Below are 13,019 nucleotides of genomic sequence, written 5' to 3' on the forward strand. Positions count from 1 at the left end.
CGATGTTATAGGTAAAACATGATTGAACGAATAGCCCCCACCCCTTATGCTTCGTTTACCCCCCCTCGGGGCCAGCCCTCTCTAGGTATTGAATGTGAAAGGCTCGTATCCGCGCTAAAGCCGAAGTTCTAAAAAGCTTCTTTGAACTGTGAGGACGGCTCCTGTGATTTTTTTGACAAAAATCATGTAAAACTAAGCCGTTTATAAATCTGTGTTAAAGCGGATTTTTACAGTGAATAATGCTGCTTTACATACACGGCTTTCCTATACCATAACCGGGTATTACATAGCACCATAACTCCCTTTTAGCGTCGATAACGACCCACCTTTGAGTATAGATAAGGCATCATAATATGCGAAATTAGGGCTTTGCACAGGTATTCAGTCACTTGAGATGGATGCGGACATGAACTTTTGATTAAAATTTCTCCCCAACCTACCTAATTTTATAAAAGCTGAGCAACATGGTGAAAATTCTCAAGCTTCTTCAGCGTGTTTATCAACGGTGTATGGATAGGGTTGTATAAACACTTGAACTCCTTATCTATTCCCTTGTTCGTCGCCTTCTTCAGAACGAAGATGTGTATCACATCGCTGTTCTTCTCGGTTGCTTCTCTGTACGACTTGGTGTCCAACTGCTCTCTGCTCAGATAAGGGAACATCGGAGTATTGGCGTTGAATCCAATGGTCTCGTCAAGTTCAATGAAGATGATTTTGTTAAAAGGAGCGTCCCTGTGTTGGTCTCGCTTGCCTTTTATCTTCTTGGCTAACTTCTCATTTAGTGCTTCATGTTGCGTCATTCGAGTGCCACTAATCACGATACTACAGCCATTGTATAGCGTTTGTGATGGTTCGGTTTCAAACGACACCAACGGGTTATACAAGTCTAAGTCTCGCTCCTTCTCATGCGTATTGCCTAAGTAGTACGGCACAATTTCAATGTCGAACTTGTCGGAGACGAACTTCTTTGGATACATCACGGCTAACCCTTCCTTCTCTGTCTCGCTCAGGTAATTGAGGTATAATTCTTCGACCTTGTTACGAGCCTCGTTGACTGCTGTGTGTAAGTCGGTGTTCGTTTTGAATCCAACGTGTCCCCGAAAGGCTTGGTAATTCATTATCTGCTTCTTCTCCATCATTTTCATGATTTCCATGTTCAAGGAGATGACGCTTTTGTTCACCGGTTCATTGGGTCGGAAGCATTCAACGAGGTACTTCTTACCGTCGAATTCAAAGTAGTTATCTAATGGTTTTTCGTTACCGTTACGAGTGGTGTAGGTCATGTCGCTTACGGTTTCAATATTGGCTCCCCTAAGCATCATGTCAACGTAAACCTCGAAGAGCAGTTGACTTAACGACGCGTGATTTACTTCGACTTTACCGTTCTTCGACTTTAATGCTACACTTAGCTTTCTTGATTCCCAATAGGTAATCAACTTTGCCATTTCGTTTAAAAGGTAAATATCTTTTTCCTCGTTGCTGGTTAATAGTGCTATTAGATAATTGTCAGGGTTTCTATTCTTAGTGTACGTATAGTCTTTGGCATCAAAGAAAGCCCGTAATACGAGTTCCGTATTCAACGCGTCTTGGAAAACCTTTTCGGTAGCCCGACCAGTACGGAACTTCTTGGCACTAACCATCTGCTTCCATTCAAGCAATAGGTCATTAGTCGCAAGCCTTCTTACTTTCCGGTTAATCATCTTTCAGGTCTGTTAGCGTATTAGGCAAGCTCAGCAATGATTTTATCAAGTGCGGTTTGCCGAATTACCGTATCCAAGTTAGTTCGAGAGAAACGACGAACATCTTTACCGACGTTGATAGGGTGGATGTGCTTCAGTACCTCGAACTCTTCCGGCTCAATCTCGAAGATACCACGACTCGTCTTGTACTCCCATGCCAGTACGTCACGACCTATAGAGTGACTGTCTAAGTCACGTCACATATGTCGATGACGCTTACCGTAGCGTCTACAAACGGTATCCGGTTACGTACCTGCTTCAAGATGTCTGCTTGTGTCATCACTCGTTGTCAAACACAGTGCGATTGTGGTCTAAGATTTCGTACAATACTTTATTGGCAACAATGAAATTGTTACGTTGACCATTCAACGAAACAACTGCTTTCTCCCCATGAAACAGATTGTTTCGGTAACGGTAAAGGATTGCTAATACGGCGTAGTGTGGGTTGGTTTGATTCGTGCTATTAAGCAGAGCGTTTTCAATCTTTTCCAAGCTTGCCTGAACTCTTCTGTCCAACGTAGTTGCCGGATGCAGCAAATGAAAAGTCATGTTAAAATCATCAACAGAATGTTGACGTTCGGGAGAATAATCGGTAATGTACCTTCTCCTGAAGTAATCCAATGCAACAGCGGGATTGAAGACAAGTGGATTGTTCGGACTGGCGAGCAATTCTTCCATCTTTCGATTGTTACAATTGCGTTCATAAAATCGTCGTTCGTATAGATTCCACAACATGCAAAAGTTGCTGAGCGTAGCCGTTGTCGCTTCGCTGATATTCGAATCGCGTGCCCTGCTCCGTACAAGACGATTGATGTCGTTTAAGCTTATGTCGTGTAGAATATCCGGCATTGGTGAAGATGGAAAGAGATGAAATGCAAAGTTCGCAATTTTTATGAAAAATAATGACTGAAGTTGCGATTATTTTATTAATCAAACATGTCTATCGTCAATGTTTGAAAATGACCAAATATTCTATTACTAAAACCGGCAAGCTACATGTAACCTTGCCTATCACTCTCAGCAGCTACCGCCTTATGTATTGCTGTCATGAAACGATTGTACGCTAAGAAGTATGTCTTTAGCTCATTTGCTTTATCGTCATTCTTTGTAAAGCTGCACAACTGTACTGCAGCCCAAAAGCAGGCATCATTAGCAGCCTTCAATAGTTTTAGGTGTTGTGTGGCGTCCCTAAAATCTTTGCCCTCAATTATATCTTCCCGAACTCTAATTGCATTCATAGCAACTTTATCTCCATGTGCTATGTGTGAAGATTGTTTCCAAAAGAAGTGCAATACCTCAAACGACATCATCGGTTCAATGTCTTTGTTCTTGGTCAAGTTAAGTAATATATCATTGAATGACCAGTCATTTGACAACCTTTTGCGCTTGTCCTTGCCATTCCTTGCCTCCAATTCTAACCGTTCATCTTCACTGAGAATTAACAGCCTGAATTTCTCGACATCGTTCATGTTTCCACCATTTACAAGCTTTTCTGCTTCCAAAGAAGCTCTTAGCTGTTCGATTTCTCCTATATGAAGCCAATATTCATTTAGTTTCTTTTCAACGGCTTCCTCGTCGCTTTGAGTAGTTATTATTAAAAGCTTAGATAGTACTTCTAATAGAGAACGAAATATTATTTCAGCGTCCCAAAACTTCCCTATCTTAACCAGTATCGCTACCGTTGCACTTCTATCAAGAATAAACTTGACAAGAGGCAGTATTGCATCGATGTCAACGTTGGTTTCATCAACTAGCTTTTGTACCTCGTCAACGACGTAGTTGAAAGCAGTCTTGGACACTGTAACTGTGTCGGCTTTAATAGCTTCTAAATCAACGTTTGAATCCATTTGCTCGCTTTCCTAGTGAGAATATTGCCGTATAATATTACTGTCAAACGTGTACAGTAGAACAGCAGCTAGAGAGACAAGCTGTAATGGCTCGTTGCTTTTTGCGTTTAACCCCAAAACGAATCCCGTAGCTACACAGATGGTCGTGGTCGCTACCTTGCTACCCTGTCCCCATTGTTCCCCGCTACATGCCTGATTTATCCGCTATTTGGGACGCTGCAAAGTTCGCCGCTAACGGCTTGGCTTCCGTTGGCTTCGTCGGTTATGCAGTAAAAGAGGTTCGCAAAAAGTTCTTGAAGCCTGTGTTGGCAGCAAGATTGACAGTAACAAGCCGGGTGCTCATTCGGTACGGGAAAGACATCGAACGCACCGAAACACAAGAGATACACACACCAAATGGTCTAATGGAGATAGAGCAAACGTGTCTACTTGCTCTGACCAACAATACCGAACACATTGCTTTCAAGCTTAGGTTGGTAAAAGCCGATAACATAGAGTTTAGCCCCGAACTCGACTTTACGAAGCCTATCATGGCTCACCAAACCGTTGAAAGCAACGTTGTGATTTCGACAGTCATTCCGAGGCTCAGCCACGAACATCCAGACGAGTACCGTAGCAGGGAACGCTTTCCCTTCGATGAACTCAAATTTGAGTATCGGAATGCAAGCGGTAGGAAGTATCACTTGATATTCAGACCTAACGAGAAGGACGTAAGCGATCGCAACACTTGCGTAAAAGCGTAACCGATGGCTAACGGCGTTTCGATTCCGCTTTTGCTTTTGCCTCGGCTATCATCGCTTTTCGCATAGTGTGCTTAACAGACTTAACGAGCATACCAACCAACGGATTGATAACGCTGTCTTTCCATTCCTCTTCCGTAACGATGGCTACGTTGATAGGGTAGGCACCGGGATTGAAAGCACGAGCGAACTTCCTGCCTTCATTCCACTTGCTGTAGAAGATGATGGCAAACTCGTTCAAGACCATCAAAAACGTACCGTTACCGGCATCATACGGCTCAGCAACGAAGTTGCCGATTGATTCGCTTTGGTCTTTGGGTGTAACGATAGTGAATTGAAATTGAGGAAAGTCCGCAACGTGCTCGTCGTAGTACGCTATGGTCTCGTCGGCTGTGTCCTTTAAGAAAGTGTCCAGCGTATGACGTAACGTCTCTTCAAGTTCTGGACTCAGCTTGAAGTTCTTGTAGGCATTATCGGTTGAAATCGAAGCTCTCCAAATCTGAGAATAGATGAACAGCTTGAACAAGCCGGTGTGCAGCTTCTCACAAATGATGCAGTCCAGTTCTTCCGTAATGAGGTTATACCGCTTCTCAATCGGGAAAGCGTCGGCAAAACGAGGGTTACGGTAACGGTTGTAGAAGTGAGTTGATACATAGGTCTCTAACCTGCACAAGCGAATCCTCTCACAGTTAATGCACAAAATATGGTCTTCTTTGACCGTATCAAAGGCTGGTTCACCATACTCGACATTTGCCGAATTGATTTGACCGCCGCCTTGGTTTAGCTTCCTGTCACCAAAAATGGAGCGAGTGATGAATTTCGTGTAGATGTGCGAGTTCTCAGCGTCAGCCTTGCGTTTACGGCAAAGCAAGCAGTCATCATTCTTGGTACGGGCAGCGGACATGTGAAATGGGAGAGGGGTCTTCTACAAGTTACAACAGAAACGCCGTACTTGACGCTCCTGTTAGCTGTAGTATAGCTGTGCTTCTCGTACTCGTCGTTGTAGCAATCCAGCGCCCTTCTTACCATCTGCCTTCAAATAAATTATTTGCCATATGTTAAATCTAGCTTTTCCCGCACAAAGTCAGTCCAAGCAGTTTTGTCTATGTTGAGGTATGAAGCAATTTTCACATATGACCTTGATATTACTCCGACTTTCTCGTTAGTATTTTCAGACCAGTCACTAAACCAATTCTTGCTATCCTTGATACTTTTATCTAGCCAAGCTTCCACCGCTGGCCGCTCAATAAGATTGTCATATACTAATGTATTAGCAAATGATTTCTGTTCAAATTTATCTAGCCTATCACTCACAAATATGCTTAAGTAATAGTATTCCAGCTTTTCCTTAAAAGATTTGCTTAGCTTTTCCCAAAGAGGTCTGATAAGTCTAGTAAGTTCGTTTTCTCTATCGTAATTGCCCAGCCCTTCCTGCCATGCTTCTAGTATATTTGTTTTAAACAACTCTTTGGCTTCTTCACTAATTTGGTCGTAATGTGATGAAAATAAATTGACAAATTTTGGAGATGAATAAGCCTGAAGAGATTGTTTTGTCAGTTCTGTATAATAAACTTCTGCTAAAGAGTTTAGCTCTCTCTGACTAGGTATATGGTTGTTCAATACTATGTTGAAATTAGTAAGAAAACTAAAATTCACATTATCGAAAGCATACTTATAAGCCCTGCCGTATCTTTTTACAACATAGCTGAATGCATCATCTAATTCAGCGTCATTAGCACTTATAATGGCTTGATTCAAGTCTGAAGTCGTAGTAGTGCCGCTAACTATCAGTGATATGATAGGGTTAGTTGTAGGTGAAGCGATTTTCCCCGGTAAAACTTGATTGCCTGCCTGACTATTAATATAGTTTGTGACAGGGTAATGAAGAACGTGGTCATAAGATAGTAGCTTAAATGTGTGTGTTATGTAGTCACTTATTTTAAGTTGGTTGTTAAAAATGTCATCAACATCTTTTCCGTGTATAACAATCACAGATTGACGCCTTCCCTTATTGAGCGCGTTTATGAAATTTTCTGCAAGTTCTGCTCTTGATAGAAATATACCCAAAGTGCCATGAAACTTATTTTCAACTTTACCAATAAAGCTGAAAAGCTCGGAAGCTGCCAATCCCGATTCGACCCACTTTACTTCAAGTAAGAATACTCTTCCATTTACTTCAATAGCTCCATCTATTTGTTCAGAGCTATTGTCAGCTGTGTGATAGCTTCTTCTCAGCAAGACACCTTCATCCTGAAAAACATCATTAATCAACGTCTCAAATTCTCTTCCTCTGCTCTGAAAAGCATAAAGGGATGATTTTTTCGGCATCGAATCAAGCGCTTTAAATCGATTTGTGTTATTGATGTTCATTGTGGTGTGATTATTATTTTATAAACCTTGTGGTAAATCATTTGATTCATTTGCTGCCAAATACTACGCTATACAAAAGCTTTGTAAAAAGACCGCTGATATTGTTGCGATTCATGGTCTCTCCGTTGGTAAGCTTAAGGCATGCTGCCACGAGGTAGCGTATGAGACAGCAAATTAGTGCTTGATAACCTTACTGCAATACTCCGCTCAGGCAAATTTTTACGAATTTGACTTGCCGTATTTAGCAGGTATATTTATCGGTTGGCCCTTATATCAGTGAATCCATGAAATCCCAGCAACAGGAACGATATCAGCGAATGCTTGACTACGAACGAGAGCAAGCGGAAAAGGAGTTGGTAGAGAATGCTCACTTTATAACAGCTTTCCAAGAGCATTGCAAGAGCATTGGAATCACTTTGACCAATCAGCACTTCTCATACATCACACCTATTGGCATAGTCGCCACCTATCCCAATCTGGTTGCTGCGTTGAACGAAGAGTTGAAACCGGATAAGGATAGGCTATATGATTTCATGCAGTTAAAATCAGTCTATGGCAATACTCTCATGCCGGGTGTAATGTCCAGCGAAGGTGGCAAGTTCATGCTGCTAGCCCATCCTTATTTCAGAAGAGGGTTTCATGAAGGCAACAATTTTGCTCCTGACTTTCTCGAAAAGTTTTGGCGGTTGAAGTTGCCCAGCGTACAGTCTGCTCTCGCTTTGGACCCGAACCGGGTAAGGGTGAATATGAATGCAAGGGCGTACATGGAGAAAGACACTTGGATGGGTGCCGCGTTCAACAGTGATATAGCCTCTATCCCCGATGGTCTAGTTCAACTTCGGCCCTCGCCTGAGCTTGATGAATGGGATATCAAACTAGTCTTTGCCAACACCCATATGCTGGACGTTCGATGGAGTACCGATAAAAAAGGAGTGATTAAGACTTTTGAAGCCGAAGAGTTTAAAACCATTGATGTATCGATAAATATAGATGGTGTTGACTATTTCCCCGCTAGGTACATTCATGCCGAATTTGAGCTGAACAACGGTAATTTTCGCCATCTGGATGGTGCTATTCATTTGTACACCTACGAAGAATACACTGAGCGGATAGAAGCAGACCTTCGATATAATGCGAAAAACGATTGGCAAATCAAGGCTAAGCCAGTGAAGCTTTTCAGAATCGATGGCGTGTTCAACTTGGAAGTTTGGGCAGAGCTTATCAGTCATTTCTTCACAGGTGACCCACTGATTCACGAATACTTTGAAGGGAAGTATCCTGAACATCTACAAGACTGGCTAGATGCAAAGAAGCAGCAGAACCTTTGAAATGAAATCATATGCTCTTAAGGTATAGATTTAGCTTGAGCTAACCTAACTCTTTTTGAATCATGCTTCTTGCCTTAGGCTCGTCTTGCTTGCGGATAAACACCGCATTGTGAATCGTCATAACCTTCGTAATCTGGGCTTCCACCAATGCCTTTACTGGTGTAGTGTATATAAGTCCTGATTCAATACGCTGTGCTAGCAGGCAGTTACTAGCAGCAGTTATTAGCATGCCCAAGACACGGTGAATCTACTACCAGAATCGTGTTCGTAACACCTAAATCACTTCAATCAATTTTTGCAATATATTCTGTTCGTTAAGGGTGCAATAACCTAAAATACAGTAGTTAACCATTCTTCTGTAACGGTGGGTGGTATACCTACTTTGGCCATAAATGCCTCAAGAATTAGATGCTTTACGTGTTCTACGTGCTTTTCCATCACCACAATGCTGTCGTGAATCGAAGTGAACCAAATATTTTGGCCTGTTAGCTCGACGCCAATAGTTTTGAGCATAATGCCCGCTTCGGCCTGTTGCATGTGAACGGCGAGGTCCGAGTGACTATCTGCCTTGTATTCATTCACAAGGGAGTATACATTAGGGAAGTGCTTGCCAAACATCTTGCCTTCGGGCGTTCGCTTCGAATAATATGATGTGCAAAAAAAGATGGTCCCAAAGAAGAGCTTCTTAAAGTTGTCACGCTCTTCGGTTGGTACATCAAGCAATCCCATCATGTGTTCGTAGAAGTTGCCGCCTGCCGTCAATTCGATGTAGTAGCGGACGTCTTCGGGTAGTTCCTCACCGTCGTACTCTTCCATCAAAAGTAGACTGAACAAATAGGGTTGACTGTTGCGAATATCGCAATTCACCAGTGGGGTGGTCTTGGCTTTACGCAGATACAGAAATCCACGAAGGTCACGGCTTAGGTTGGAAATGTTGGTATACACTCTTGAATCAGCATCTGGCTGCTCTAAGAAGTACGATTCATCGTTGATGTTTTTAAGGCTGGCGAGGTCTGAGTTGTACTGACTGAGAAAGCTGCTTTCTAAAAGGTCGTATAATGTAAGACCTTGATTGTATGGGTTGTAAAACGACCTTCTTGCGTCTTTTACCGTAAGTGAGTGTTCGTAACAGGGTACACCTGCATCAATTCCTGAAAAATACTTCCAACGAGAAAGAAATGATTGGTAAATAGAAATCACTTCTTGGATGGGGCTAAGGCCGTTGCACTGCGCAACATGGGTAGCCTCATGGTCATCCAATAACTGTTCGAGTGTGACGTCCTTCTTGTTAGCAGCTTGAACCAACGGGGGAATGGCTATGGCTAGCTGTTTAGAATGAGTCGCAAGACGAGCCAGTGAGGCGTCCAACTTGCTGTCAATGAATGCCACGGCTTCCCGGTACCGGATACTAAGCTGCGTTAGGTTCTTCCAAGTGGGGTCTTTGGTCCGTTTGCGCTTGTACGCTGCAGACTGCAAGTTCAGCTTGCGGACCATCGTTTCCATTTTGAAGATGTCTATGGCCACGGCTTTGCTCACGTATTCCGGAGCGATGCGGTAACCGAATGATTTCACCCCTTCAATGTAATAGTAGTCACATTGAATCAGCCCCAGTTTCACCATTTCCTTCAAGATGGGGTTGGCATAGCGTCCACCTAGAAATTCTTCCAACGTGCGGAGGTGCAGTTGGGTATATCCATCCGTACCAATCTCGCGGTTTAATACGCGCCCTTGCAGAATTTTATGGAGGATGTAATGGTACTTGTCAATATGGTCATGTATATACCGATTGGGATGACCAACTGATGTTAATATGAGAGCAATGTCTATTTTCGACGGCACTAAAAATTGGAATAATTTCAAAAGGTAATTTGCTGATAGCTTAAATTATTGATAATACATTATGTGAGTGCCCCTCATTTGAAGCGAGATTAAAGCAGTTTGGAAAACCTGTCTTACGACTAGGGAATAATGTTTAAATTGAGATATCCCAGTTCCATTGCTTTCTCGTTATAGCCAATTGCTGCTTCTATTTCGGTCTTATAGCTATTCAAATGAGTTTGCTTGCCATTAATTGTAATTTGTGCAGTGAACATTTTGGAGCCCTTCCGTTGACACACGCCGATAAACCTTGAACTAGTGCCCAGCTGTTTGGAGATATTCCGGCTGTTTTGCTTGTTAGACACCCAGCGCAAATTGGTCAAATTGTTATTGGACCGATTCCTGTCTATGTGGTCTACTTTGGGATAGCGGTGAGGATTTGGGATGAATGCCTTAGCCAGCAGTTGATGAACCAAGACTTCCTTTCGTTTTCCGTCACAGCTAAGTGTTACTTGTCTGTAGCCATTCATATTCGACTGCTTCAATATTCTGCCGGTTTTGGTCCTAATGACTTCTCCATCAGACGTTATTGAGTAATGTTCATGGCCATCGATTACTTTAATTTGTTTTATTTGCATCATTTTATTGTAAGTTGATTTTAGCTTATCGTATTTAGAAATCGTGCGTCTCAGAAGTGGCACGCAGCAGTTAGGTCATTCATTAATAAATACGATAAATTGAGAAGTGAATACCTGCCTGAAGGCTTTTTTTCGAATCAAGAATTCCACCTGCATATGGAAGGCGGAATCATTGATTCGCCTAACATCGCTTTTGGGGGAGGCGGATATAAACGTCGCCTGTGTATTCTGCTGACTGGATGAAACACCGGCTTTTATACCATCTTTTTAGTTGTGCCTTCGTCAGTCTGCGGGTATCCTTTATCCTCTGCGGGTGAATCACTAGGATGATTTCGCATTCTGCCGAATCAGCTAAGCTGCACAGGTAGTCAAGAGCGGGCGACCCACAGCCCGGATTTATGGAAGCAATCAGTTTTAAAGCGACGCGGTTGTATGCGCTAGGATTGAGCTGTATCCACACATTTTCTGATAGTAGATAGTTGTTGGCGTACCAATGCTCAAGAGAATGAAACAGGCGTTTTGCAGGAGTCAGAATTTTCTCTTCATTTGGCAACTCAACTATGAGAGGACCATTGCTTTGATTTTGACCAGAATTCATGTAATGACGATTAGGGTTGGGTTAGGGTAAAGCTTCGCCAGCCAGCTATTCGAAGCGGTTTTTTTAAGCTCGTTGTTGGTGAGGCTGCGTTGCCTTGTGTTACAATGTTACGACAATTGCCGAGCTATGTCAAGAAAAATGTTGGCAATGTACAATTCCTCTCTAGGAATTGTTACAATGTGCCTTTGCGCTATCAGGAAGGCCGATTGCGTTAAATACTGATTTTGCTCTGTGTGCAGGCCGGTAGGCGAAACATGACACTAACGGAGTGGGGCAAGGGCTGCGGCTCGTGATACCTACGAGGCTACCAGATTCGGCCACTGCTTAAAGTTCATCGCTAAGGGTACCCTTAGGGAGATAGACTTCATAGGGTAGATGCCTATTTGAAGATTTTGTGGGCTTCTGCCATCGCCACGTCGCCACGGTGTTTATAGTGCTTCTGCACCATTAACGTATTCTTATGGCCCAGCCAAGCGGCCACCGTGGTTTCGCTCACGCTCCGCTCAAAGCAGTTATTCACGAAGGTTTTCCGTCCGACCTTGCCGGTAATGAATTCGCATTTCAACCGTGTGTCGGGAATGGCGTCGGAGCCGTTGAAATTCGTCACCGTGAAGTCATATTGCAAACTCGGTACCTTCTGGGCTATCTGTCTAATCGCTTGGTTGAAGTGGTTGTTCGGGATGGGAGCGAATTCGTAGTTGTTGCGCTCCAAGATTTCTTCGGCCCGTTTGCTCAGCGGGATGCTCACCAACCGCTTTACCTTTTCTTGGTTAACCCGAAGTTCCTTGTATTTGCGGCCTTTCCAGTCCTTCACTTCGAAGACGGCGGAACGCCTGAAGCAGCCGTCTACTTGCCGTAACCCCGTTTCACAGAAGAGAAGAAATTGTTCCCGTACTCGATTTTGCAGTTCGGCCTTTAAGGGAACTGTGGCGAAGTCATCCAGTTCGTCCTTGGTCAGGTACACCACGTTTTCGTTGGCCAGCTTCTCCACCTTTTCAAATTTCTTGAAAAAGGCCGTGGGCAATCCCAAGTCGTCGGCAAAGTATTCATACACGGCTTGGAATCGAACCAGATGCCCCAAGATGCTGCTGTTGCGGCGCTTTGTTCCGTCCTTGGTAGGAGTGGTGGCCAAATAAATTTGTAAGCCCGTCACTACACTCAAGTTGACATCTTGGATTTCCAAGTTGGGGTTATAACGCTTGATGATGTTCCGAAGGTAGGTGTAGCTTCCCTTGGTAGTTTCCTTCTTCATGCTCTTGGCCGTGCGAACAAATTCGTCAATTCGGTCCGTGAACAAGTCCTTTTTCACGCCCAATCCCTTGTGTGAGCGCAGCCAATTCAAGCGTTCGTTCATGCTGGCGATTTCCGTTTCAAGCCGCGCAATATTGTCGTCAAGGGTGTCGGGGTTGGGAATTTCGCCCAGATTCAATTGCCACTCCCATTCGATTTGCTTCGTAACACTACGCTTGGGAGCCACTAACGGTAGCTGTTCCTCAATCCTTGCCTTCGTGAGTTCGTGGCCCTTATATGTGACTTCCCGCGCTGCGTCTTCCAAGTCTAGCACGACCAACCCAATGGCTTCGTTTTTTTCTCGGTGCAAGATGTCCTTGGTGGAAACCTTGCCTTGCTCCATGTTGAAGTCTTTTTTCACCACGGCCACCTTCGTGGTACGGGTGATTTCTTCCCCATTGGCGCAGCGCATCATGACGTAAACCACGCCAGAACCGTCGCGTTTTGGGGACCGGACCTTGTAATAAATCTTGTACATTCTTGAGAAGGGCGGACCAGCTCAATAGTGAGCTTGTACACAAGGTATTACTTGTCCATGAATTTGTCCACAACATGTCCACAAATAGCATTTGAAAATTGATAACCTAATGATAATCAGTGTACTTAATTGCATAAGGTGTTTTGGTATGGAAAGGGACGGCGCACTGCGTC

Annotated in this window: 11 protein-coding genes; 2 read left to right on the forward strand and 9 right to left on the reverse strand. The window is 43.6% G+C overall.

Annotated elements, in window-relative coordinates:
* Window positions 1–446: 446 nt before the first annotated feature.
* From IC234_RS01610 to IC234_RS01620, 3 genes are all read right to left on the reverse strand, one after another.
* On the reverse strand, window positions 447–1,700 hold the full coding sequence (locus IC234_RS01610; RefSeq protein WP_190922087.1) for a hypothetical protein: 1,254 nt from the start codon (window positions 1,698–1,700) through the stop codon (window positions 447–449).
* A gap of 318 nt (window positions 1,701–2,018) precedes the next feature.
* Window positions 2,019–2,588, reverse strand: a complete 570-nt coding sequence (locus tag IC234_RS01615; protein WP_190922666.1) for a hypothetical protein — start codon at window positions 2,586–2,588, stop codon at window positions 2,019–2,021.
* 143 nt (window positions 2,589–2,731) lie between these two features.
* Entirely contained in the window at window positions 2,732–3,586 is an 855-nt protein-coding gene (locus IC234_RS01620) for a DUF5677 domain-containing protein (protein ID WP_190922088.1), read from the reverse strand.
* A gap of 188 nt (window positions 3,587–3,774) precedes the next feature.
* Between IC234_RS01620 and IC234_RS01625 the strand changes: the two genes are divergently transcribed.
* Window positions 3,775–4,329, forward strand: a complete 555-nt coding sequence (locus IC234_RS01625; RefSeq protein WP_190922089.1) for a hypothetical protein — start codon at window positions 3,775–3,777, stop codon at window positions 4,327–4,329.
* Window positions 4,330–4,336: 7 nt separating this feature from the next.
* Here the strand turns inward: IC234_RS01625 and IC234_RS01630 are convergent, their stop codons facing one another.
* Together IC234_RS01630 and IC234_RS01635 are read right to left on the reverse strand one after the other, a co-directional pair.
* The gene (locus IC234_RS01630; protein ID WP_190922090.1) at window positions 4,337–5,230 is read right to left on the reverse strand and encodes a hypothetical protein; all 894 of its coding nucleotides are present in this window, start codon (window positions 5,228–5,230) and stop codon (window positions 4,337–4,339) included.
* 140 nt (window positions 5,231–5,370) lie between these two features.
* Complete coding sequence (locus IC234_RS01635; RefSeq protein WP_190922091.1) at window positions 5,371–6,696, reverse strand: hypothetical protein; 1,326 nt, start codon at window positions 6,694–6,696, stop codon at window positions 5,371–5,373.
* A 284-nt stretch (window positions 6,697–6,980) separates the two neighbouring features.
* On the opposite strand from IC234_RS01635, the gene IC234_RS01640 reads away from it, so the two are divergent.
* Complete coding sequence (locus IC234_RS01640) at window positions 6,981–8,024, forward strand: hypothetical protein (protein ID WP_190922092.1); 1,044 nt, start codon at window positions 6,981–6,983, stop codon at window positions 8,022–8,024.
* 330 nt (window positions 8,025–8,354) lie between these two features.
* Here the strand turns inward: IC234_RS01640 and IC234_RS01645 are convergent, their stop codons facing one another.
* The 4 genes from IC234_RS01645 to IC234_RS01660 form a co-directional block, all read right to left on the reverse strand.
* Window positions 8,355–9,884, reverse strand: a complete 1,530-nt coding sequence (locus IC234_RS01645) for a hypothetical protein (RefSeq protein ID WP_190922093.1) — start codon at window positions 9,882–9,884, stop codon at window positions 8,355–8,357.
* Between the two features lie 98 nt (window positions 9,885–9,982).
* Window positions 9,983–10,483 (reverse strand): HNH endonuclease signature motif containing protein, encoded by a 501-nt coding sequence (locus IC234_RS01650; RefSeq protein ID WP_190922094.1) that lies wholly within the window; start codon window positions 10,481–10,483, stop codon window positions 9,983–9,985.
* 178 nt (window positions 10,484–10,661) lie between these two features.
* On the reverse strand, window positions 10,662–11,078 hold the full coding sequence (locus IC234_RS01655) for a hypothetical protein (protein ID WP_190922095.1): 417 nt from the start codon (window positions 11,076–11,078) through the stop codon (window positions 10,662–10,664).
* Between the two features lie 379 nt (window positions 11,079–11,457).
* Window positions 11,458–12,846, reverse strand: coding sequence for a phage integrase SAM-like domain-containing protein (locus IC234_RS01660; protein ID WP_190922096.1), 1,389 nt, complete (start codon window positions 12,844–12,846; stop codon window positions 11,458–11,460).
* Window positions 12,847–13,019 lie beyond the last annotated feature (173 nt).

Source organism: Hymenobacter armeniacus (assembly GCF_014699055.1).
Lineage (GTDB): Bacteria > Bacteroidota > Bacteroidia > Cytophagales > Hymenobacteraceae > Hymenobacter > Hymenobacter armeniacus.

Coding starts and splice junctions, on each gene's coding strand:
- IC234_RS01610 (WP_190922087.1), bottom strand. CDS start 1,700: ATGATTAACCGGAAAGTAAGAAGGCTTGCGACTAATGACCTATTGCTT.
- IC234_RS01615 (WP_190922666.1), bottom strand. CDS start 2,588: ATGCCGGATATTCTACACGACATAAGCTTAAACGACATCAATCGTCTT.
- IC234_RS01620 (WP_190922088.1), bottom strand. CDS start 3,586: ATGGATTCAAACGTTGATTTAGAAGCTATTAAAGCCGACACAGTTACA.
- IC234_RS01625 (WP_190922089.1), top strand. CDS start 3,775: ATGCCTGATTTATCCGCTATTTGGGACGCTGCAAAGTTCGCCGCTAAC.
- IC234_RS01630 (WP_190922090.1), bottom strand. CDS start 5,230: ATGTCCGCTGCCCGTACCAAGAATGATGACTGCTTGCTTTGCCGTAAA.
- IC234_RS01635 (WP_190922091.1), bottom strand. CDS start 6,696: ATGAACATCAATAACACAAATCGATTTAAAGCGCTTGATTCGATGCCG.
- IC234_RS01640 (WP_190922092.1), top strand. CDS start 6,981: ATGAAATCCCAGCAACAGGAACGATATCAGCGAATGCTTGACTACGAA.
- IC234_RS01650 (WP_190922094.1), bottom strand. CDS start 10,483: ATGATGCAAATAAAACAAATTAAAGTAATCGATGGCCATGAACATTAC.
- IC234_RS01655 (WP_190922095.1), bottom strand. CDS start 11,078: ATGAATTCTGGTCAAAATCAAAGCAATGGTCCTCTCATAGTTGAGTTG.
- IC234_RS01660 (WP_190922096.1), bottom strand. CDS start 12,846: ATGTACAAGATTTATTACAAGGTCCGGTCCCCAAAACGCGACGGTTCT.